The organism is Nonomuraea africana, assembly GCF_014873535.1.
In the GTDB taxonomy this organism is placed as follows: Bacteria; Actinomycetota; Actinomycetes; order Streptosporangiales; family Streptosporangiaceae; genus Nonomuraea; species Nonomuraea africana.
In genome coordinates this window covers 9,263,553-9,285,187 of sequence record NZ_JADBEF010000001.1, presented here as the reverse complement: position 1 = coordinate 9,285,187, position 21,635 = coordinate 9,263,553, and the positions used below count along the sequence as shown (strand labels likewise).

Sequence of the window (21,635 nt, the reverse complement as noted above, 5' to 3'; positions counted from 1 at the left end):
TAAATCTAGAAGCTCTAAGGAGATGCCGTGGGACTGCGCGAAGCGTTCGCCAAGTACGTCATGACGGCGCGGATCGCCGAGACGGACCTGGTCACCCCGACGATGCGGCGCATCCGGCTGGTGGCCGACGAGCCGATCACCTTCCCCTACCGCCCTGGCCAGCACGTGCGGATCGAGATCAACGACCCGCTGTCGGTGTACGGCATCCTGCGTCCTAGCGAGACGCTGCGCACGTACACGATCTGGGAGCTCGATCCCACGCGGCGGGCGATCGAGCTGCGCGTCCACCTGTTCGAGGGCGAGGGCATCGGCCTCACCTGGGCCAGGCAGGCGCGGCCGGGGGAGGCGGTGAAGGTCTGGTGGCCGCAGGGCGACTTCTTCACCCGCGAGGCGCCCTTCCACCTGTTCGTCGGCGAGGAGACCGCGAGCGCCGCCTTCGGGCCGATGATCAGAGCGCTGGGCGAGGCGCCGGTGTACGGGGTCCTGGAGAGCGCTTCGGCCGAGCACGACCTGCCGATGCCCGGCTCTCCTCCCCTGCGCCGCGTGCACCGGGGCGGCGCCCCCGCCGCCGCCTCCGGCACGCTGCTCGCCGCCGTGGCCGAGCTCGACCTGCCGGGGAACGCGGGCGCCGCCTACGTGGCGGGCGAGGCCAGGACCTGCCAGATGGTGCGCGACTACCTGGTGAGGGAGCGCAACTGGTCGAGGCGCGCGATCAAGGTCAAGCCGTTCTGGACGCCGGGCAAGCGGGGGCTGCACTGACCGGGCGAGCTCACGGGCGCGCCCGCCTGCGCAGGTAGTAGGCGTAGGTGGCGGCGACGAGCGCCAGGCCCCACGGCAGCCACGACAGGCCGGGGCCGAAGGCGCCCCAGGTGTCGGCGGTCATGGTGATCTCGCCGGTGACCATCCACAGGTACAGCCGCGATCCCGCCTGGATCAGCATCGCCGCCGCGCACAACGCGGGCGCGACGGCCAGCCAGACCGGCACGCGCCTGCCGCGCAGGAACGGGATCCAGCGGGGGAAGACCTCGCCCCAGCGCTGGATCAGGCCGAGCGTCAGGATCGCCCCGGCGACACAGAGCCCGCCGAGCATCGCCTCGACGGCCCACGCGCTCTGCTGTCCCGCCTCGACGAAGCCCTCGGGCACACCGAGCGGGATCCCCATCGCCCAGGAGATGCGCGAGATGCCGTACGGCAGGGCCAGCACCGCGGCGAGGTAGGTGACGGGCCTTCCCCACCCGACCGATCGCGCGCCGGGCCCGCCGCCCTCCCGGTGGTTCCACGCCGCCGCGCCCCAGAGCGCGCCGCCGACGACGCAGTAGAGCATGAACAGCAGCGGGCCGTCCCACAGGCCGGTGTGGCCCATGAACAGGTAGCCGAAGTTCTGGATCACCCGGACGTCCGGCACGACCACGACCAGGCCGACGCACATCAGCCACGCGAAGACCAGCGACGGCCGGCGGACGGCAGGGCGGCCCATCGCCAGCGCGGCCGGCCCGCCGAGGAGCCCGAGAGCCGCCATGACGGCGCCCGCGGTCCCCGGCTCGGCCGCGGCCAGCAGCGAGCCCACCTGGCCGGCGCGCGGGTCGCCCGCTCCGAGCGGGAACCCGGTGCCGCCGAACGCCCAGTAGGCGCCGACCAGCCCGAAGGACAGCGACCACAGGCCCGCGGCGGGCGCGATCCAGGACCAGCGCGCTGCGGTTTCGCCCCTGGTCACGGGGACCGTCTCAGTTTCGTTCACGCCCCCAGCCTCGTCCGCCCGGCCTCTCACTCCCTCCCCCGCACGGGGGATCACGCTCCCCGGCCAGAGGGAACGACTCAGCCGGAATCGCGGGGTTGACACCGTCGGCGAAGCATTGGATAGTGACGTTATCTAGCTTTGGAGAGCTTCACTATCCAATAGGAGTACACCATGGACCCGATCATCGTCCTGGGAATCGCCCTGCTCGGCTTCCGCGCGCTCGGCGCGCTCGGTGTCGGCCGATTCGCCTCATGGCCGTCGAGCGCCGCCCACGCCATGGCCGTCATGCTCCTCATGACGGCCAGCGCGCACTTCGTCCCCGAAAGCGTCACGGTCATGCCGAACCATGCCGATCTGGTGCGGATAGTGCCGCCGTTCGTGCCGTTCGCCGGCTTCATGGTCTACGCGACCGGCGTGCTCGAACTCCTCGGCGCGGCCGGGCTGGTCCTCGCCACGACGCGGAGGGCGGCGGGGATCTGCCTCGCAGCGCTGTTCGTGCTGCTGCTTCCCGCCAACATCTACGCGGCCGTGGCGCAGCTGCCGTTCAACGGCGGCGCGGCGACACCGCTGTGGGTGCGGATTCCCGAGCAGGTCCTCTACATCGCCGTCGCCCTCTGGGCCACCCGCGCGGCATCCCGGACCTGGCCGGCCGGGCTGCGGCTCGCGCGCTCGACGGCGAAGTGACCCCGACATGCGACAGGCGGCTCGGGCCCTCCGGAAAGGGCCCGAGCCGCCTGTGAGAAGGACGGTGCCGTCAGTCGTCGCCCTCCACGCGCATCACGCTGGCGATCGCCCGGACGATGTCGAGCCTGCGCAGCCCCTCCATCGTCGCCGACAGCGCCGCGTCCGTCGCCCGGTGCGTGACGATGACGAGCTGGGCGTCATCGCCGTGGCCCTCCTGCCGTACCGTCTGGATGGAAACGTCGTGCTCGGCGAAGAGCGTCGCCACCTGCGCGAGCACACCCGGCTTGTCGGCGACGTCCAGGGACACGTGGCAGCGGGTGACGGTCTCCCCCATCGGGTGGACGGCCAGCGAGGCGTAGACGGACTCCTCCGGGCCCCTCGTGTTGGCCAGGCGGTTGCGAGCCACCGCCACGAGGTCACCGAGGACGGCCGAGGCCGTCGGCGCGCCGCCCGCGCCCTTGCCGTAGAACATCAGCTGCCCCGCGGACTCCGCCTCCACGAAGACGGCGTTGTAGGCCTCGCGGACCCCTGCCAGCGGGTGGGTGCGCGGGATCATCGCGGGGTGGACGCGCACGCCGATCGAGCGGCCGTCGTCGGAGCGGGCGCAGATGGCCAGCAGCTTGATGACGTAGCCCATGGCCTTGGCGCTGGCCACGTCGGTCGCGGTGATGTCGGTGATGCCCTCGCGGTGCACGTCGGCCGCCGTGACCCGGCTGTGGAAGGCGAGACCGGCGAGGATGGCGGCCTTGGCGGCGGCGTCGAAGCCCTCGACGTCGGCGGTCGGGTCGGCCTCGGCGTAGCCGAGCGACTGGGCCTCCTCCAGCGCGTCGGTGAAGGAGGCGCCGGTGGAGTCCATCTTGTCGAGGATGTAGTTGGTGGTGCCGTTGACGATGCCGAGCACCCGCTTCACGCGGTCGCCCGCGAGCGACTCGCGCAGCGGACGGAGCAGCGGGATCGCGCCCGCGACGCTGGCCTCGTAGTAGAGGTCACCGCCGCCCGCGTGGATGGTGGCGCCGTCCTCGGCGAGCAGGGCCTTGTTGGCGGTGACGACCGACTTGCCGCTGGCCATGGCGGCCAGGATCAGGGAGCGGGCGGGCTCGATGCCGCCGATCACCTCGATCACGATGTCGACGTCGTCGCGGGTGACCAGGCCCTCGGCGTCGGTGGTCAGCAGGGCCGGGTCGAAGGTGACATCGCGTTTGCGGCCCAGCTTCCTGACCGCGACGCCCGCCAGCTCGAGCGGGGCGCCGATGCGGGCGGCAAGGTCGTCGGCCTGCTCCTCCATGAGCTTGATGACCTGCGAACCGACCACGCCGCATCCCAGCAGCGCGACCTTCAGCCGGTTGCTCATAGCTGCCCCCTCAACAGGTCGTCCTCGGTCTCGCCCCGCACGATGACGCGCGCCTTGCCGCCCGAGACGGCCACCACGGCGGGCTTGGGCAGGTAGTTGTAGTTGCTGGCCAGCGACCTGCAGTAGGCGCCGGTCGCTGCCACGGCGAGCAGGTCGCCGGGCGCGAGGTCGGCGGGCAGGTAGTGGTCGCGGACCACGATGTCGCCGCTCTCGCAGTGCTTGCCGACCACGCGCGACAGCATGGGCGCCGCCTCGGAGACCCGCGAGGCGAGCACCGTGGTGTACTCCGCGCCGTAGAGGGCGGTGCGCGCGTTGTCGCTCATGCCGCCGTCGACGCTGACGTACGTGCGCAGGCCCTCGACGTCCTTGACCGTGCCGACCTCGTAGAGCGTGATGCCGCCGGGGCCGACGATGGCCCGGCCCGGCTCGACGGTCAGGCGGGGCACTGGCAGGCCCGAGCTCGTGCAGACCTTCTCGACGATCTCGCGAAGCGCGTCGGCGATCACCTTGATGTCGGGGACCTCGTCGTCGTCGACGTAGGCGATGCCGTAACCGCCGCCGAGGTCGAGCTCGGGCAGCACCACGCCGTGCTCGTCCTTGATCCGCACGAGCAGGGTGGCCAGGCGGTTGGCGGCGACCTCGAAACCGGCGGTGTCGACGATCTGCGAGCCGATGTGGGAGTGCAGGCCGACGAGTTCGAGGTGCGGCAGGGCCAGGATGCGGCGGACGGCCTCGGCCGCGGCGCCGGTGTTGAGCGACAGGCCGAACTTCTGGTCGTCGTGCGCCGTCGCGATGAACTCGTGCGTGTGCGCCTCGACGCCGGTGGTCACGCGGACCATGACCTTGGGCCGGACGTCGAGCTGCTCGGCGAAGTAGCCCAGGCGGGCGATCTCCTCGAAGGAGTCGACGACGATGTGCCCGACACCGACCTCGAGCGCGCGCCGCAGCTCGGCGGCGGACTTGTTGTTGCCGTGGAGGGTGATGCGCGAGGGCGGGAAGCCGACGCTGAGCGCCACGGCCAGCTCGCCGCCGCTGGCCACGTCGAGGCCCAGGCCCTCGGCCATCAGCCAGCGCACGATCTCCTTGCACAGGAACGCCTTGCCCGCGTAGTGCACGTCGGACCCGGCGAAGGCGGTGGCGTACTCGCGCATGCGGGAGCGGACGTCGTCCTCGTCGACGACGTAGAGCGGCGTGCCGTACTCCTCGGCGAGGTCGCGCACGTCGACGCCGCCGATCGTGAGCGCGCCATCCGTTCGCGTCGACGTTCGCGGCCAGATCGCGTGGTTGATCCGGTTGAGGTCGGCGGGCGCCAGCGGCGGGCGCTCATGGGGCAGCATCTCAGCGTGCCTGTCCCCTGCTGGATGGGCGAATCGACTCACCCGATCGAGGCTATCGGACCCGGTGGCGCTGGTGGGACGGCTGCCCACGGATCGAGACGCGATCTCGCTTTTCTATGGAAATTTTTGCCTAAATAAGCCATATGACTGGATATTTTTAGATTCGTTCCGGACCCGGGAGCACCACCAGCACCACCTCCGCCAGCCGTACTCTCGCCGTGTGCACGGGGTCGGGCTCCTCGTCACCCTTCGGTACGGCAGGCGCCCCTTCGTGCGCGTCGTGGTAGGCGAGGGCGAGCCTGGGCAGGTAGGCGGCCCAGCCGGGGTCGCGCCCCATCCGGCGGCCCGGCAGCTCGGCCAGCAGCCTGAGGACCGCCCTGTCGCGCGGATCGGTCAGAACGGAGGGCGCGAACCCGTCGCGCGGCACGCCCAGCTCGCGCGCCCAGCGCAGCACGGCCGCGGCTCTGGCGTGCGCGTACTTCACGACGAAGCCGGGGTTGTCCCACGTGCGGGGGAGGTCCGGCCAGGGGTCCTCGACGTCGACCGGCGTGTGGGGGTCGTCCAGCAGCTCGCCGGGGGTGTCGACGGTGATGCGGAGGAACCCGTTGCCCCTGACCTCCACGGTCTCGACCCCTTCGAGGTCGCGCAGGACGGCGGCCAGTTCCTCGGGCGCGATCCTGCGGCGCAGCGCGGCGGCGGAGAGGTAGACGGCTTCGCGCTCCCACGTCCCCTCGGGCGTCGGCGGCTCGCCGAGCACCTCGGCCAGCCGCCCCGGTCTCACACCACCGACCCTAAACCCCTCCCCACCCCCGGAGGCGACCATGCGGCTGGGGTCCTCTCAGCCCGAGCACGTGGTCACGGGGCCGGGGTTTTTCAAGGAACGACGTGAGGGAGCGGCTTGGGGGAGGCCGGCTCTTCGGATCCGGTGGAGGTCAGATGAGGGCGTGGGGTTCGGCGGAGCCGTATTCGACCAGGTGGGCCGCGCCCAGCAGCCAGCGGTCCTCGTCGCGCACCCGGACGTACCCGAACCTGTCCGCCGAGAACACCTTGATCCCGTCCGTCCTGCACTGCCGCATGAGCACCTCGTCCCACCCCTCGGTCAGGTCCGCGAACCCGATCGAGCGCAACGCGTTGCGCCGCGCCAGCAGCGTCGCCCCGTTGACCTCGGGCGTGTAGGTGTACTCCGACTCGGGCTGCTTCAGCAGCGTCGCGTGCGCGCCGCGCAGGTGCGCGTAGTAGGACGCCTTGCCCACGATGTCCGCCGTGCTGAACAGGAAGGCGCGGCTGAGATCGGACAGGTAGTGCGAGCCGTACACGTCACGCGGGTCCATGATCGAGACCAGGTCGGCCTCGCACAGGTCGAGCCCCCTGTTGAACAGGGCGCCGGTGCTCATCGACGGGTCGAGCTCCCTGAAGACCACCGGGTGGGGCGCGAGCACGTCGCGGGCCCGCTCCTCCATCGAGGGGTGCCCGAAGACGATCACCTGGGTCACGCCCGACTGCCTGGCGACCTGGGCGAGGCCGTGCTCCAGCAGCGAGGGATCGAGCACCGGAAGGATCACCGAGATGTTCAGCGTGGCCCGGGCGCTGGGCAGGCCGATGGCCTCCAGCAGCTCGTCGACGCGCTCGGTCATGGTGCCCGCCGCATACGCCCTGCGCAGCGCGGCGTGGGCGCGGCGGGAGTCGGCCTCGGGGCCGATGGAGGTGCCGCACGCGGCCAGCTCGGCGAGGCGCCACTGCGGCGTGCCCGGCGGGCAGTCGACGGCCACCGGCCAGCGGTAGGAGGTGAGCACGTCGGGATAGCCGAGGTGGTCGGGCAGCAGCTGGTCGAGCGTGAGCACGCGGTCGTAGCGCCCGCCCGACAGCGGCAGCGGGTTGTGCACGCGCGGCTGGACCGCGAACGGCAGGCGCGGCCAGCCCACGGTGAGGTCGGTGGTGAAGCGGTGCTCGAACAGCTCCGCGCCGGCCGCGTAGTCGGCGACCGGACCGCCGGTGTGCCAGAAGACGGTGCGGATGCCGCGCGCGGCGCACCAGGCCAGCAGCTCGCGCAGCCCCTCGCCTGGCTCGCCGATGAGCTCCTCGGCCCAGGGCCCCTGCGTGACGGACTCGACCACCAGCAGGTGCGGCACCTCGGCGGCCAGCACGCGGGCGAAGTCGCGCGGGGTGAACCCGGTCGTCTGCCGCCACTCGTAGCGCAGCAGCGCCTCCGCGTGCGGGTCGGCGATCACGGCCGCGGTCAGGTGCGGGCGGGTGTTGGGCCCGGTCGGGATCCGGTACGGCTTCAGCCGTACCGAACGGCCCTCGACCGTCCTGGTGGTGCTCGTCGCCTGGAAGGCGGCGCCCGGCCGGTCGTCCTTCTGCGCCGCGACGGCCAGCGGCCGGCGCTTGGGCGCCACCGGCCGCTTGACCGGCTTCGCCGCGCCCTTCAGCCCCTTGGCCAGCCGGACCGGGTTGCTCTTGCCCGTCTTGATCGCGTCGCCGATGCGGTTCCACCTGGCGACCTTGAGCGAGGACAGCTTCCACTGGGCCACCTCGGCCTGGTAGCGCTGCTCGGCCAGCTCCTTGCGGAGCTTCTCCGCGGCGGCGCGCTCGCTCTCGAGCTCGCCCTCCGCCTCGGCCAGGCGCTCGCTCAACGACCTGAGCTCCGCGGTGGCCCGCTCGGCCTCCGCGAGCCTGGCCTGGGCCGCGTCCAGCAGCCTCGCCAGCTCCGCGGCGCGCTTCGCCTCGGCGATGGCGTCGCGCAAGGCGCGCCGCGTGCTCTCAAGCTCAGTAGTCACAGGCCCTCCGTCTCTCGGCCCGGCAAAGGATACTCTTTCGCTTGGAATCGGCGTGGAGGAGTGGATCGCGTGCAGTGGCCGGCGTTCAATGTGAGGCCGTACGTATGCGGCGCCCTCGGCCGCTTCGACACGGGCCTGCTCGACAAGCTCGCGGGTTCGGGGCCGAAGGTGCGCCCCGCCCTGCAGACCGCGCAGGCGGCGCTCTACAGCTCGCAGCCGCTGCCGCCCTACCACCGCACGCCCACGTCGTTCGCCTTCTCGTGGGGGGAGCGCAGGCCCACGGAGCCGGCCGACTGGATCACGATCGCCGAGACCTACGAGACGCCGGGGCTGATCTCCGACGGCGCCCGCACCGTGCTGCACGCGGGCGCGCTCGGCCTGGTCGACGTCTACTACGTGCGCGCGGGTGAGGCGATCTACTTCTCCTCGCTGCTGAAGCCGCTGCTGGAGCTGGTGCCGGTCGACATCGACTGGGCGGCGTGGGCGTCGATCATCCAGGTCACCTTCCCGCTGGGTGACGCCACGCCGTACGCGGGGATCAGCCGGCTGCCGGGCTCCAGCGCGCTGGTGCACACCGCCGGCGGGCTGGCCACCGAGCGGCGGCTGCCGCGCTGGCTGCGGCAGGAGCCGTACGAGGCCTGGCGCAGCGCCGACGAGCTGCTCGACATCCTGCACGCGGTCTACGACGACTACGCGGGGCGTCCGCTGCTGGTGCCGGTCAGCGGCGGCTACGACTCGCGGCTGCTGTGCTCGGTCGCGGTGGCGAAGGGCGCCGACGTGGAGTCGTGGACGACCAGTCCCGACGACGGCACCGACACCGACATCGCCTTCGCCCGCGCGATCACCCGCGAGCTGGGCGTACGGCACCGCGTGATCACCCAGGACGCCGCCGCCTACCCCGACGACGCGCTGGAGGTGGCGCGGCGCCTCGAGTTCATGACGCCGCACCACGCCTGGTACGCGCCCTTCGCCAAGGAGGTGCACGGCTCGGGCCGCGTCCTGATCGACGGCCTGGCCGGCGGCCCGCTGCTGAAGAACTTCATGGTCAGCGGGGCGGCGCTGGAGGCCAGGTCGCAGGCCGAGCGGTCGGCCGCGGTGCTCGGCTCGCTCTCGCTCGGCGCGCCGTCCGTGCCGTTCCTGTCGGAGGCGGCCGAGGGCTGGATCGCCGAGGTCGTGCGCGAGCAGTTCGAAGCCTCCACCTCGATGCTCCATGGGCACCGGGCCGAGTTGCCGCTGTCGGTACTGCACACCCGCACCGTGCGGGGCATCGCCCGCTCGGCGGTCAACCTCGTGGGCCCCGAGGCCTCCTTCGCCGCGCCGTTCATCCATCCCGACTTCTTCGACGCGGCGCTGTCGGTCGGGGTGGCCCGCAAGGACAAGGGGCGCTTCTACCGGGAGGTCCTGCACGCCGCCAACCCGCGCGTGGCGGCGCTGCCGTCCACGAACGTGGTCAAGCAGCCGCTGCAGAGGGTGCCGCTGCGGTCGACCGCCGCGCCCGCACGTGCCTACTCCCACGCGATGCTGGCCAAGGTCGCCGAGCGGGTGCCAGGGCTGCTGTCGGAGGGCCTGCACGAGGTGATCTCGGCCGGGCCCGACGCGCTGACCAGGTACAGCGGGTGGAACGACCGGTTCTGGGTGCGGGGGCTCGTGCTGTTCGGCGCCTGGCTGACCGACTACGAGAACGACCTCGCCGACCTGGCCCCACCGTTCTGACAAGGGCGAAGAACGTAGGGTAACGGCACGACGACAGACGGATCTCGCGGGCGTTAAAAGCGCGCCTGCGCAAGCGGGTTCCGGACGGCCGCAGGGCTGGTAGTGTTCGGCCCGTACCAACGAAAAACGTACGCGACTTCAGCCTTCAGGGCCCCCGAGCTGCACGTTTTTCATTGGTAAGCGCCGTATACAACCGGAGCGCCAGGTCACAAATCTGGTTCCGGCAGGGCTTGGGGTTCGCAGGGATGACGACCCCAGCGGCGCGGTCACCACACAACACGCCGGGGAATCCGGTGACTTCGTCCTGCCCACATCTCCTTCTGTGAGCGTCATATGAACAACCCATCGGTGAGCGAGACCTTCGTCTCGGCCGATCCACGCTGGTACAAGCGGGCGGTGTTCTACGAGGTGCTCGTCCGGGGGTTCAAGGACTCCAACGGCGACGGGACCGGAGACCTGCGTGGTCTCATCGAGAAACTCGACTACCTCGAGTGGCTCGGCGTCGACTGCCTGTGGCTGCTGCCGCTGTACGAGTCTCCGTTGCGTGACGGCGGCTACGACATCTCCGACTACGGGAAGATCCTGCCGGACTTCGGTGATCTCGGCGACTTCGTGCAGCTGATCGAGTCGGCGCACGCCCGTGGCATCCGCATCATCACCGACCTGGTGATGAACCACACCAGCGACATGCACCCGTGGTTCCAGGCCTCGCGGCACGACCCCGAGGGCCCCTACGGCGACTTCTACGTGTGGGCGGACGAGCCGACCGGCTTCCCCGACGCGCCGATCATCTTCATCGGGGCGGAGGAGTCGAACTGGACCTACGACCCGGTGCGCAAGCAGTACTACTGGCACCGCTTCTTCCACCACCAGCCCGACCTGAACTACGACAACCCCGCCGTTCAGGACGCCATGCTGGAGGTCCTGAGGTTCTGGCTGGACCTCGGCATCGACGGGTTCAGGCTCGACGCCGTGCCGTACCTGTTCGAGAGGGAGGGCACCAGCTGCAGCGGACTGGCGGAGACGCACGCCTACCTGAAGAAGGTGCGCGCCGAGGTCGACCGCCTCTACCCCGACAGGGTGCTGCTGGCCGAGGCCAACGGCTGGCCCGAGGACGTCGTGGAGTACTTCGGCGACCCCACCACCGGGGGCGACGAGTGCCACATGGCCTTCCACTTCCCGCTGATGCCGCGCATCTACATGGCGGTCAAGAAGGAGACGCGCGAGCCGATCTCCGAGATCATGTCGCGCACCCCCAAGCTGCCAGAGAACGCGCAGTGGGGCATCTTCCTCCGCAACCACGACGAGCTGACGCTCGAGACGGTGACCGAGGAAGAGCGCGACTACATGCACGCGGAGTACGCCAAGGACCCGCGCATGCGCGCCTACCTCGGCATCAGGCGGCGTCTGGCGCCGCTGCTCGACAACGACCGCGACCGGATCGAGCTGTTCACCGCGCTGCTGCTCAGCCTGCCGGGCTCGCCCGTCATGTACTACGGCGACGAGATCGGCATGGGCGACAACATCTGGCTGGAGGACCGCGACTCGGTCCGCACGCCGATGCAGTGGAGCCCCGACCGCAACGCGGGCTTCTCCACCGCCGACCCCGGCAGGCTCTACCTGCCGACGGTCATGGACCCGATCTACGGCTTCCAGGCGGTCAACGTGGAGGCGCAGCAGAAGAGCCAGTCGTCGCTGCTGCACTTCACCCGCAACATGCTGCAGATCCGCCGCCGCCACCCGGTCTTCGGCACCGGCGCGTACACCGAGATGTGGTCGTCCAATCCCGCCGTTCTCACCTTCACCCGTGAAGAGGGCGACGACCTGATGCTGTGCGTGAACAACCTGTCGAAGTTCCCGCAGCCGGTGGAGCTAGACCTGCGCAGGTTCCAGGGCATGACGCCGGTCGAGGCCAGGGGCGGGGTGCCCTTCCCGGTGATCGGCAACCTCCCCTACCTGCTGACCCTGCCGGGTCACGGCTTCTACTGGTTCGCGCTGAAGCCGTAGGTTCCCACGTGGGCGCGGGCCGCACGGCGCGCTGGAAGCAGCGCGACCGCGAGGGCCGCGCCCACGGCTATGACGACGGCCAGGGTCAGCGTCAGCGCCGAGGGGCGCCTGCCGATGCCCGCGCCCACGCCGCTGGTGTGGCCCTGCAGGTCGATCAGGCTGGTCACGACGAAGGAACCCGCCGCGGTGCCGAGGACGACGCCGAGCACCACGAGCAGCCCGGTGCCGGTGACGAGCGTGGCCATGACCTGGCGCGGGGTCAGCCCCATCGCCTTCAGCACCGCCAGGTCGAGAGCGTGGTCGCGCAGCCCCAGGGCGCTGGCGGTGAGCAGGTTGGCCAGGCCGATCAGCGCCAGCACGACGATCAGCGCGACGATGACCACCCTGATGATCGACAGGCGTTCGGCGGGGTTGACCACGCGCTGGATCTCCAGGCCCTCTCCCGAGGCGGTCAGCAGCCTGTCGCGCACCTCGGCGGGGTCGGCGCCCGGTTTCAGCGCCAGTCCCCAGAACTCCGGCGGCACCACGTCCTTGGCCGCCAGGCTGTCGACGCCGAGCGAGAGCACCTGCCCGTCGAGATCGGGCTCGACGGTCCTGCCGACGATCCGCACGATCAGCGGGGTGCCGCCGACCGACAGCCACACCCTGTCGCCGATCTTGGCCCTGAGCAGGTCGAGCAGCCCCTGCCCCGCGACGGCCTCGCCTCTGTCGGCGTACATCCGGCCCTCGACCACGGGGAAGGGGTATGGCGACGCCGAGCCGCCGATCGCGCGCACCCTGATGGACCTGGCCACGCCGGGCACCAGGGCGTCGACGTCCGCGCCCGGGTAGACCTGGCGCACGTCCTGGTCGCGCTGGGCGATCCGCTGCGCCTGCTCGGGGGTCAGCTTGACCGGGCGGACGAGCAGCTGGGCGTGCTGGCCCACCTGCTCGGGATGGGCGCGGAAGTTGTCGAGCGTGGCCCAGACGCCGAGCCCGATGGTGATCATCATCATCGGGACGGCGAGGCCGAACGTGGTCAGGAAGGCGGGCACCCGCCTGGTGAAGGCGTCACGGGCGCCCAGCACGAGCGCGGGCGGCAGCCGTACGAGCAGGGCCAGCCTGGCCAGCCTGGACAGGTGGCCGCGCGGCGGCGCCGCGGGGGCGGCGGGGATGGGCGGGGTGCGGCTGCCGCGCCAGGCGGGCAGCCCGACGGCCACCAGCACCACCAGCGCGGTGCCCGCGGTGATGGCCAGCAGCGGCACCAGGGCGACGGCGGTCCTGTCGAGCACCAGCCAGGTCACCAGCCACCCGGGCAGGACGCCGAGGGCGATGCCCAGCAGCCCGAGCGCGCCGTGCTCGACGAGCAGCAGGCCGGCCACCTGGCCGCGGGTGAAGCCCATGGACTTCAGCGTCGCCAGGTCGCGCAGCTGGGAGAGCACCCGCCCGCCGGCCGCGTTGGCCAGCGCGAGCGCGGCGGCCACCAGGCCGACGATGCCGAACAGCGCGAGGAGCGTGCCGAGCAGCCGGTTGTCGAGCTCCATCGCGGCTCGCACCTCGCGCCAGGTGTAGACGCGCTGCACCTCCTCGTCGAGCATCACGACCACACGCTGGGAGACGAACTGGGTGGACTCGGGGTCGGCCAGGCGCAGCCCCGTCACCCACTCGCTGCGGCCGAGTTCGGGCTCGACCCTGTCGAGCTTCTCCGGCAGCACCCAGATCAGGCCTGGCGTCCACTCCGGGTAGAAGCCCTGGTCGGCCGAGTCGGCGATGCCGCGCACGTACAGCACGTGGCGGGCGCCGCTCAGCGCGGTCACGGTGACCGCGCTCCCCAGGCTGAGACCGAGTGACCTGGCGAAGGAGCGCTCGACGACCGCGCCGTCCGGCTGCGAGGGGGACAGCCAGCCGCCCTCCGCCACCGCGGGCCGCGCCACCTCGGGCGGCGTCACCGGCATCGCGCGCAGGGCGGCCGGGGCCTTCCTGCGCTCCTCCAGCAGCGTCACGGGCGCCGTGCGGTACGGCCCCGCCGCCTGCGTGACCCCGTCGATGTCCCTGAGCGCGACCACCTGCGGCCGGTCCTTGGTGTGGATCCACAGATGCGCGCCGTTGGTCTGGGCGAACAGCCCGCGCCACGGGTTCGTGCCGTCCTCGAGCAGTGTGGCGGCGGTGATCAGCGCCGCCACGATCGCGGCGATGGTCGCCACGGTGAGGACGGCCTGGCCGCGCCTGGCCCGCAGGTCGGCCCTGATCCATCGGGCTCCGGCTCTCATCGCAGGTCGATGACCTCCCCCGCGCCGCCCCTGCCGGGACGCCTGCGGGCGATCCTTCCGTCGTCGACGATCTGGCCGTCCAGCAGCGAGACCACCCTGTCGGCGAGGCTGGCGACCCTGGCGTCGTGGGTGACCAGGACGATCGTCTGACCGTCGCGGTGCACCTCGCTCAGCAGTCGCAGCACGTCGCGGGTGTTGCGGCTGTCAAGGTTGCCCGTGGGCTCGTCGGCCAGCAGCAGGGCCGGCTTGTTGGCCAGCGCGCGAGCGAGCGCGACGCGCTGCTGCTCGCCGCCCGACAGCTGCGCGGGCGCGGCGTCGGCCCGCTCCGTGAGGCTCAGCGCGTCGAGGAGGTACTCCCTGCGCGCCCTCGCCTCCTTGGCCGAGACCCCCGCCAGCAGCGCGGGCAGCTCGACGTTGTCGGACACGGTCATGCTGGCGACCAGGTTGAAGAACTGGAAGACGAAACCGATCTTCTTGCGCCGCAGCAGCGCCCACGCGCTCTCGGAGAGGGTGTCGGCGCGCTTGCCGTCGAGCCAGATCTCACCGCTGGTGCGGGTGTCGAGCCCGCCGAGCATGTGCACGAGGGTCGACTTGCCCGAGCCCGAGGGGCCCATCACCGCGACGAACTCCCCCTCGTCGACGACCAGGTCCACCCCTCTGACGGCGGGCACCGGCACGTGCTTGTTCTGGTAGATCTTGACCAGGTTCACCGTTCTGAGCACGGTCACGCGAGGTCCTCCTGGCAGCGTTCGAGCCAGTCGAGGTCGGCCTGCAGGTGCAACATGGCGCCCTCGATCAGTAGCATCGCGACCTGATTCCCCTGATCGGTCCGCTCGGCGAGTTCGTTGAGGTCGCGCATCAGCGCGAGGTAGTGGCGGCGCTGACGGTTGATCAGCGCCATGCGGTCGGCGATGCCGGTCAGCGGGGCGAGGACGAGCTTCATGAAGAACTCGTCGCGCACCCTCGGACCCTCCGTGGGCTCGTCGACCCAGTCGGTGAGCGCGTCGCGGCCCTTGCCCGTCAGATAGTAGACCTTCTTGTTGGGCCTGTTGGACTGCTCGACGTCAACGGCTCGGACCAGCCCGTCCTTCTCCAGCCTGCCCAGCGTCACGTAGATCTGTCCGATGTTGGGCGAGGGGTAGGCGGTGCCGAAGGTCTGCTCGAGTGCCTGCTTGAGCTCGTAGCCGTGGGCAGGTTCCTTCGCGAGGAGCGCCAGCAGGTGCAGCCGCACGCCCCACCTCCTCGTTACGCGCTCGTTACGGAGATATCCGTTGACGTTCAGATTAGCGCTGTGCATAACATGAATGCATCTACCTAACACGAATGTAATCCGGCAGAAATTTGGAGGTCATACGTGTTCCGCCCTCTGTCCGTGATGCTGTGCGCGCTCCTGGTGGCCGGATGCGCGGCGGCGACGGAGGAGGGCGGTGAGGACCCCAAGGGTCCGATCACCTTCGCCACCGGGCGCGACACCACCGGCTACCTGCAACCCCTGCTGGACCGGTGGAACAAGGCGCATCCCGCGCAGAAGGTGACGCTGCTCGAGCTGCCCGAGGCGGCCGACGAGCAGCGGGCACAGCTGGTGGCCAACCTGCAGGCCAGGAGTGACCGCTACGACGTGCTCGGACTCGACGTGGTCTGGACGGCGGAGTTCGCCGACAACGGCTGGATCATCCCCCTGGAGCGCGGGAGCTTCCCACTCGACAGGTTCCTGCCGCCGGTCGTCGACACCGCGGTCTACCGGGGCAAGCTCTGGGCGGTGCCGTACACCAGCAACGCCGGGCTCCTCTACTACCGCAAGGACCTGGTCAAGAAGCCGCCCACGACCTGGGCCCAGCTTCGCTCCCAGGCCCTTTCGATCACCAAAAAGCACGACATAGGCGGCTATGCGGGCCAGCTCGCCGCCTACGAAGGGCTGACCGTCAACTTCGCCGAGGCGGTCCAGTCGGCCGGCGGCACGCTCGCCGACCTGGACCAGGCCAAGGCCAAACAGGCTCTCGACTTCTTCACCCGGGGGCTCAGCGAGGGCTGGATCCCCCCGCAGGCCCTGAACTACAAGGAGGAGGAGTCGAGGCTGGCCTTCCAGAACGGCCAGCTGGTCTTCGCCCGCAACTGGCCCCACGCTTACGGCCCCGCCACCCAGTCCAAGGTGGCCGGCAAGTTCGCGGTGACCAGGCTGCCGGGCCTCGACGGGCCTGGATCGAGCTCGCTGGGCGGCGCCAATCTGGCGATCAGCGCCTATTCCAAGCGGCAGAACACCGCCCAGGAGTTCATCAAGTACTTCACCAGCCTGGAGAACGAGCGCCGCGTCCTGACGGAGGGATCCTTCCCGCCCGTCTGGGCAGAGCTCTACGACGACCCTGCGCTGATCGAGCGGTTCCCCTACCTTCCGGTGCTCAAGGAGAGCATTCTCGCGGCCAAACCCCGGCCGGTGAGCGCCAATTACAACCAGCTGAGCCTGGTGGTCGCGAGCGCGGTCTCCAAAACGCTCAGCCCGCCGTACGACCAGTCCACCGATGACGTGGCCGCCTCCATGAAAGCGGAGCTGGCCGAGATCATCGCAACCCAGTGATTCGAGGTCAGGCATCATGCGAAAAGCAGTTGTTCTGGCGGGGCTCGCCGTAGCCATCGCCGCGTGCGGCAACACGCCGAGCACCACCCCCCAGCAGACCGGTGCGGCCAGCTCGGCCCCCGCCGCCGCGAAGCCGCTGGAGGGGGTGAAGATCGAGGTCGCCGCCAAGTGGACCGGCGAGGAGCAGACCAACTTCGAGGCGGTGCTCAAGGCGTTCCAGGAGAAGACGGGCGCCGTGGTCACCTACGCCTCCACCGGTGAGGACACCGGCGCCTACCTCGGCCCGCGCATCCAGGGCGGCAGCCCGCCCGACGTGGCGATCCTCCCGCAGCCGGGCCTGGTGCAGCAGTACGCCGACCAGAAGGCGCTCAAGCCCCTCAGCGCCGAGGTCCAGAAGCAGATCGACGACAACTACACCCCGTACTGGAAGGAGCTCGGCTCCGCCGACGGCCAGGTGTACGGCGTGCTGGTCAAGGCCGCGCACAAGTCGATCATCTGGTACCGCGACGCCGCGTTCACCGACGCCGGCGTGCAGGCCCCCACCACGTGGGACGAGCTGCTGAAGACCGCCCAGGCGGTCGCCGACTCCGGCACCCCGCCGTTCTCGCTGTGCGGCGCCTCCGGCTGGACGCTCACCGACCTGTTCGAGAACGTCTACCTCTCGACCGCGGGCCCCGAGAAGTACGACCAGCTCGCCAAGCACGAGATCCCGTGGACCGACGCCTCCGTCGTGACCGCGCTGGAGAAGATGGCGCAGATCTTCGGCAAGAAGGAGTACATGGTCGGCGGCAACACCGGCGCCCTGCAGACTGACTTCCCGACCTGCGTGACCCAGGTGTACGGCCAGGACAAGGGCGCGATGGTCATCGAGGCCGACTTCGTGGCCGCCTCCGCCACCCAGTCCGGCGCGAAGATCGGCGAGAGCGCGAAGATCTTCCCCTTCCCGAAGGTCGGCGACACCGCTCCCGTCGTGCTGGGCGGCGACATCGGCGTGGCGCTGAAGGACTCCCCCGGCGCGATGGCGCTGCTGGAGTTCCTGGCCTCCAAGGAGGGCGGCGAGGTGTGGGCGAAGCTGCCCGGCTACCTGTCGCCGAACCGCAACGTCTCGCCGGACAACTACCCGAGCGAGCTGACCAAGCAGCTGGCCCAGACCATCATCTCCGCCGGTGAGACCGTCAGGTACGACATGTCCGACCTCGCGCCGAGCGCCTTCGGCGGTACGGACGGCAAGGGCGAGTGGAAGGTGCTCCAGGACTTCCTGCGCAACCCCGCGGACGCCAAGGCAGCCGCCAAGGCCCTGGAGACCGAGGCCGCCAAGGCCTGGAAGTAAAGGGGCGAGGCCGTGACCGACCGGTTGAACGGCCCGACCGACCCGCGCGACGAGGTGTCGCGCGGGTCCTCCCCCGGGCCAGAACCCACCCCCCAGACGGCGCTCTCGGGCTCCACCTCCACGGAGAACCCCGACCCCGCCCACACCCCTGACACCGCCGCCGACGCTTCCGCCTCCTCCCACGAAGAGCCGGAGCTGGCGACCGCGGGAGCGGCCGCGCCCACCGTGGCCGACGCGCCGGGCAAGCCCCGGCTGGGCCCCTCGGCCGCCGTCGCCTGGTTCTTCGTGCTCCCCGCGATGCTCCTGCTCGGCGTCTGGGTCATCTATCCGATCATCTACTCGATCTTCCGCAGCCTCTACGACGCCACGGGCAACCAGTTCGTCGGCCTGGAGAACTACGGCACGATCTTCACCGACTCCGGCACGCTCACCACGATCAGGAACAACCTGATCTGGGTGGTGGTGGCCCCGATCCTGGTCACCACGCTGGGCCTGATCTTCGCGGTGCTCACCGAGCGCATCAAGTGGGCGACCGCGTTCAAGCTGATCGTGTTCATGCCGATGGCCGTCTCGCTGCTGGCGGCGGGCGTCATCTTCCGCCTGGTCTACGAGGAGGACCCGGACCGCGGCGCGGCCAACGCGATCATGTCCACGATCTCCGGGGTCTTCTCCTCCGGCGGCGGCCTGGAGGGGGCGCGGCCGAGGGAGAACGACACCTCACCCGTGGCCGCCGAGGGCGGCGCGGTCGTCACCAAGCAGCCCGCCCAGGCGGGACAGCCGGTGCTGGTCCCGCTGGTCGGGCTCAAGCCCGAGGCCGTGCCCGCCGAGGCCCAGCCCGCCAAGCCCGCCGCGGGCGACGGCCTCACCGGAACGGTCTGGCTGGACTTCACCCCCGGAGGCGGAGGCAAGGCGGGCGAGGTCGACGGCACGGAGAAGGGCCTGCCGGGGGTGACCGTGGAGGCGGTCAGCGGCGGCCAGGTCGCGGCCACCGCCACGACCGCCGCCGACGGCACGTTCCGCTTCGACGGCCTGGCCCCCGGCTCCTACACCGTACGGCTGCCGCAGTCGAACTTCGAGGCGCCCTTCAACGGCCTGACCTGGCTCGGACCCACCCTGATCACGCCCGCGATCATCGGCGCGTTCGTCTGGGTGTGGGCGGGCTTCGCGATGGTGCTGATCGCGGCGGGCCTGTCGGCCATCCCGCGTGACGCGCTGGAGGCGGCGCGCATCGACGGCGCGACCGAGTGGCAGGTCTTCAGGAAGATCACCGTGCCGCTGCTCTCCCCCGTGCTGCTCGTCGTGTTCGTCACGATGATCATCAACACGCTGAAGGTCTTCGACCTGGTCTTCATCATCGCGCCGGGCTCGGTGCAGCCGAACGCGAACGTGATCGCGCTGGAGATGTGGCGAGTCTCCTTCGGCGGCGGCAACAACCAGGGGCTCGGCAGCGCGTTGGCGATCTTCCTGCTCATCCTGGTCCTGCCGTTCATGATCATGAACATCCGCCGGTTCAGGAGGGAGCAGTGATGGCTCACGTCCAGGCGGGAACCGTGAAGCGAGGTCCGCTCAGCAAGGTCGTCGACCGTCTCGGCAGCGGCGCCGTCCAGGTGCTGATGATCCTGATCGGCCTGTTCTGGCTGGTGCCGACGCTCGGCCTGCTGGTGGTCTCGATGCGCGACGAGACCGCCAACAACGCCGAGGGCTGGTGGACGATCTTCACCAAGCCCGCCGAGCTGACGCTCAGCAACTACGCCAGCCTGCTGGCGACCGGCTTCTCCGCCTCGTTCTGGAACACCGTCCTGATCACGGTGCCGACCACGATCCTGGTGATCGGCATCGCGGCGATGGCCGCCTACGCCTTCGCCTGGATGGACTTCAAGGGCCGCGACCCGCTGTTCCTGGTCGTCGTCGGGCTGCTGATCGTGCCGATCCAGATCGCGCTGATCCCGATCGCCACGCTCTACGGCCAGGCCGGCATCTTCGGCACGATTCCCGGCGTCGTCCTGTTCCACGTCGCCTTCGGGCTCCCCTTCGCGATCTTCCTGCTCCGCAACTTCTTCGTCGGCATTCCCGCCTCGCTGCTCGAGGCGGCGCGGATGGACGGCGCGTCGGAGTGGAAGATCTTCTCGACGGTGGTGTTCCCGCTCGGCAAGCCCGCGATCGCGTCACTGGGCATCTTCCAGTTCCTGTGGGTGTGGAACGACCTGCTCATCGCGCTGGTCTTCGCCGACGCGGCGAACCAGCCGATGACCAAGGCCCTGCAGTCGCAGATGCGACAGTTCGGCACCAACGTGGACATCATCGCGCCCGGAGCCTTCCTGTCGCTGATCATCCCGCTGGTCCTGTTCTTCGCCTTCCAGCGCTACTTCGTGCAGGGCATGATGGCCGGTTCGGTGAAGTGACCCCATGGGCGCCCGTCTCGCGGCGGCAGGCGGGCGCCCTCTTTGTGATCTTTTCAGTACGGCATGCGCCCCGCTCTCCCTGATCGGTAAGGTGCATGACCATGGCCGGTCGTCCCCTCCACGAAGTAGTCGAATCCGGGTGGGCCAGCGCCCTCGAGCCCGTCGCCGAGCGAATCTCCCTCATGGGTGACTTCCTCCGCGACGAGATCGCAGCGGGCAGGCAGTACCTTCCCTCCGGACCCCATGTCCTGCGAGCCTTCAACCAGCCCTTTGACGAGGTCAAGGTGCTGATCGTCGGCCAGGACCCCTATCCCACCCCAGGACACCCCGTCGGGCTGTCCTTCTCCGTGGCTCCCGACGTGCGCCCGCTGCCCGGCAGCCTGCGCAACATCTACAAGGAGATGGAGACCGACCTCGGCCTGCCCCAGCCCTCGAACGGCGACCTGACCCCCTGGGCCGACCAGGGCGTCCTGCTCCTCAACAGGGTGCTGACCGTCATGCCGGGCAAGCCCGCCTCCCACCGGGGCAAGGGCTGGGAGGAGGTCACCGAGCAGGCCATCCACGCCCTCGTCGCCCGCGACAAGCCGATGGTGGCCATCCTCTGGGGCCGCGACGCGCGCAACCTGGCCCCGATGCTCGGCAGCGTGCCGCGCATCGAGTCCGCGCACCCGTCCCCCCTGTCGGCCCGCAGCGGCTTCTTCGGCTCGCGGCCCTTCAGCCGCGCCAATGAACTGCTCATCCAGCAAGGCGCGACACCTGTCGAGTGGAAGCTGCCCTAGGCTCTTTTCCCATGAGTGATGAAGAAAAGTTCCTCCGCCTCACGGTCGAGCTGACCGTCGAGGTGCTGGACGTCGCCGCCCTGCAGGCGGCCGCCCTCGCCGAGATCCGGCACCCTGACGCCGACCTCGACGAGGACGAGCGCAAGGAGCAGGCCGAGCTCGTGAGCTCCGACGAGACGGGCGCGACCGCGCTGCAGTGGCTGATCGAGCCCGACCACGTGCTGTCCCTGATCGAGCATGTCCAGGAGGTCGAGCCGCGGGAGGCCGTCCTGGGCGTCGAGCCCTCCGAGGGGCCCAGCGACGAGGACGAGGACGACCACGAGGGTCACGACCACTGACGCCCGGGGTGGGTGGGAGCCCGCGCTCCCACCCACCGCCCTAGGATCGACAACATGATCGTTGCTTTCTCCATCACGCCGCTCGGGGTCGGCGAGGGCGTCTCCGAACCCGTCGCGCGTGCGGTCAAGGTGGTGCGCGACAGCGGGCTGCCCAACCACACCGACGCCATGTTCACCACGGTCGAGGGCGAGTGGGACGAGGTGATGGGGGTGATCAAGCGTGCGGTGGAAGCCGTGGGCGAGGTCGCTCCCCGCGTCAGCCTGGTCTTGAAGGCGGACGTACGGCCCGGCGTCACGGACGGCATGACCGGCAAGGTCGAACGCCTGGAGGCACACCTACGCGCCTGACCCTCCGGCG

19 protein-coding genes are annotated in these 21,635 nt (G+C 70.4%); 11 read left to right on the top strand and 8 right to left on the bottom strand.

All coding sequences use genetic code 11. The features are described 5' to 3' along the window. Positions 1–27: 27 nt before the first annotated feature. On the top strand, positions 28–759 hold the full coding sequence (locus H4W81_RS44385; RefSeq protein WP_318782457.1) for a siderophore-interacting protein: 732 nt from the start codon (positions 28–30) through the stop codon (positions 757–759). 10 nt (positions 760–769) lie between these two features. On the opposite strand, the gene H4W81_RS44380 is transcribed toward H4W81_RS44385, so the two are convergent. After that, a complete protein-coding gene (locus H4W81_RS44380) occupies positions 770–1,738 on the bottom strand; it encodes a hypothetical protein (RefSeq protein ID WP_192780279.1) in 969 nt (322 codons plus the stop codon). A gap of 171 nt (positions 1,739–1,909) precedes the next feature. Between H4W81_RS44380 and H4W81_RS44375 the strand changes: the two genes are divergently transcribed. After that, entirely contained in the window at positions 1,910–2,422 is a 513-nt protein-coding gene (locus H4W81_RS44375; protein ID WP_192780278.1) for a DoxX family protein, read from the top strand. 70 nt (positions 2,423–2,492) lie between these two features. Here the strand turns inward: H4W81_RS44375 and H4W81_RS44370 are convergent, their stop codons facing one another. From H4W81_RS44370 to H4W81_RS44355, 4 genes are all read right to left on the bottom strand, one after another. Then, positions 2,493–3,773 (bottom strand): homoserine dehydrogenase, encoded by a 1,281-nt coding sequence (locus H4W81_RS44370; RefSeq protein ID WP_192780277.1) that lies wholly within the window; start codon positions 3,771–3,773, stop codon positions 2,493–2,495. Beyond that, complete coding sequence (gene lysA, locus H4W81_RS44365) at positions 3,770–5,152, bottom strand: diaminopimelate decarboxylase (RefSeq protein WP_192780276.1); 1,383 nt, start codon at positions 5,150–5,152, stop codon at positions 3,770–3,772. The genes H4W81_RS44370 and lysA overlap by 4 nt, the downstream gene beginning before the upstream one ends. 115 nt (positions 5,153–5,267) lie before the next feature. After that, positions 5,268–5,891: an anticodon-binding protein gene (locus H4W81_RS44360; protein WP_192780275.1), complete on the bottom strand. Its 624-nt coding sequence runs from the start codon at positions 5,889–5,891 to the stop codon at positions 5,268–5,270. 151 nt (positions 5,892–6,042) lie between these two features. Beyond that, positions 6,043–7,887, bottom strand: coding sequence for a hypothetical protein (locus tag H4W81_RS44355; RefSeq protein ID WP_318782456.1), 1,845 nt, complete (start codon positions 7,885–7,887; stop codon positions 6,043–6,045). A 69-nt stretch (positions 7,888–7,956) separates the two neighbouring features. Between H4W81_RS44355 and H4W81_RS44350 the strand changes: the two genes are divergently transcribed. Together H4W81_RS44350 and treS are read left to right on the top strand one after the other, a co-directional pair. Next, positions 7,957–9,600 carry an asparagine synthetase B family protein gene (locus H4W81_RS44350; RefSeq protein WP_192780274.1) on the top strand — a complete coding sequence of 548 codons (1,644 nt, stop codon included), beginning with the start codon at positions 7,957–7,959 and terminating at the stop codon, positions 9,598–9,600. 333 nt (positions 9,601–9,933) lie between these two features. Beyond that, the gene (gene treS / locus H4W81_RS44345; RefSeq protein WP_192780273.1) at positions 9,934–11,607 is read left to right on the top strand and encodes a maltose alpha-D-glucosyltransferase; all 1,674 of its coding nucleotides are present in this window, start codon (positions 9,934–9,936) and stop codon (positions 11,605–11,607) included. Here the strand turns inward: treS and H4W81_RS44340 are convergent. Genes H4W81_RS44340 through H4W81_RS44330 form a run of 3 tightly spaced genes read right to left on the bottom strand, consistent with a single transcriptional unit; the run spans position 11,583 to position 15,087 of the window. Next, positions 11,583–13,856, bottom strand: a complete 2,274-nt coding sequence (locus tag H4W81_RS44340) for an FtsX-like permease family protein (protein ID WP_192780272.1) — start codon at positions 13,854–13,856, stop codon at positions 11,583–11,585. The two genes, treS and H4W81_RS44340, sit on opposite strands and share 25 nt — an antisense overlap. Next, entirely contained in the window at positions 13,853–14,584 is a 732-nt protein-coding gene (locus tag H4W81_RS44335) for an ABC transporter ATP-binding protein (protein WP_192780271.1), read from the bottom strand. Before H4W81_RS44335 ends, H4W81_RS44340 begins: the two co-directional genes overlap by 4 nt. Further along, positions 14,581–15,087, bottom strand: a complete 507-nt coding sequence (locus tag H4W81_RS44330) for a PadR family transcriptional regulator (protein WP_192780270.1) — start codon at positions 15,085–15,087, stop codon at positions 14,581–14,583. The genes H4W81_RS44335 and H4W81_RS44330 overlap by 4 nt, the downstream gene beginning before the upstream one ends. A gap of 123 nt (positions 15,088–15,210) precedes the next feature. Here H4W81_RS44330 and H4W81_RS44325 point away from each other — a divergent pair, with 123 nt between their 5' ends. The 7 genes from H4W81_RS44325 to H4W81_RS44295 all read left to right on the top strand — a co-directional run bounded on the left by H4W81_RS44325 (position 15,211) and on the right by H4W81_RS44295 (position 21,625). Then, the gene (locus tag H4W81_RS44325) at positions 15,211–16,428 is read left to right on the top strand and encodes an ABC transporter substrate-binding protein (RefSeq protein ID WP_318782455.1); all 1,218 of its coding nucleotides are present in this window, start codon (positions 15,211–15,213) and stop codon (positions 16,426–16,428) included. A 16-nt stretch (positions 16,429–16,444) separates the two neighbouring features. Beyond that, positions 16,445–17,758: an ABC transporter substrate-binding protein gene (locus H4W81_RS44320; RefSeq protein WP_192780269.1), complete on the top strand. Its 1,314-nt coding sequence runs from the start codon at positions 16,445–16,447 to the stop codon at positions 17,756–17,758. Between the two features lie 12 nt (positions 17,759–17,770). Continuing rightward, positions 17,771–19,285, top strand: a complete 1,515-nt coding sequence (locus H4W81_RS44315) for an ABC transporter permease (RefSeq protein ID WP_420538736.1) — start codon at positions 17,771–17,773, stop codon at positions 19,283–19,285. After that, positions 19,285–20,160, top strand: a complete 876-nt coding sequence (locus tag H4W81_RS44310) for a carbohydrate ABC transporter permease (RefSeq protein ID WP_192780268.1) — start codon at positions 19,285–19,287, stop codon at positions 20,158–20,160. The genes H4W81_RS44315 and H4W81_RS44310 overlap by 1 nt, the downstream gene beginning before the upstream one ends. 101 nt (positions 20,161–20,261) lie before the next feature. Continuing rightward, on the top strand, positions 20,262–20,939 hold the full coding sequence (locus H4W81_RS44305; protein ID WP_192780267.1) for a uracil-DNA glycosylase: 678 nt from the start codon (positions 20,262–20,264) through the stop codon (positions 20,937–20,939). Between the two features lie 11 nt (positions 20,940–20,950). Beyond that, on the top strand, positions 20,951–21,277 hold the full coding sequence (locus H4W81_RS44300; RefSeq protein WP_192780266.1) for a hypothetical protein: 327 nt from the start codon (positions 20,951–20,953) through the stop codon (positions 21,275–21,277). A gap of 54 nt (positions 21,278–21,331) precedes the next feature. Further along, positions 21,332–21,625, top strand: a complete 294-nt coding sequence (locus tag H4W81_RS44295; RefSeq protein WP_192780265.1) for an MTH1187 family thiamine-binding protein — start codon at positions 21,332–21,334, stop codon at positions 21,623–21,625. Positions 21,626–21,635 lie beyond the last annotated feature (10 nt).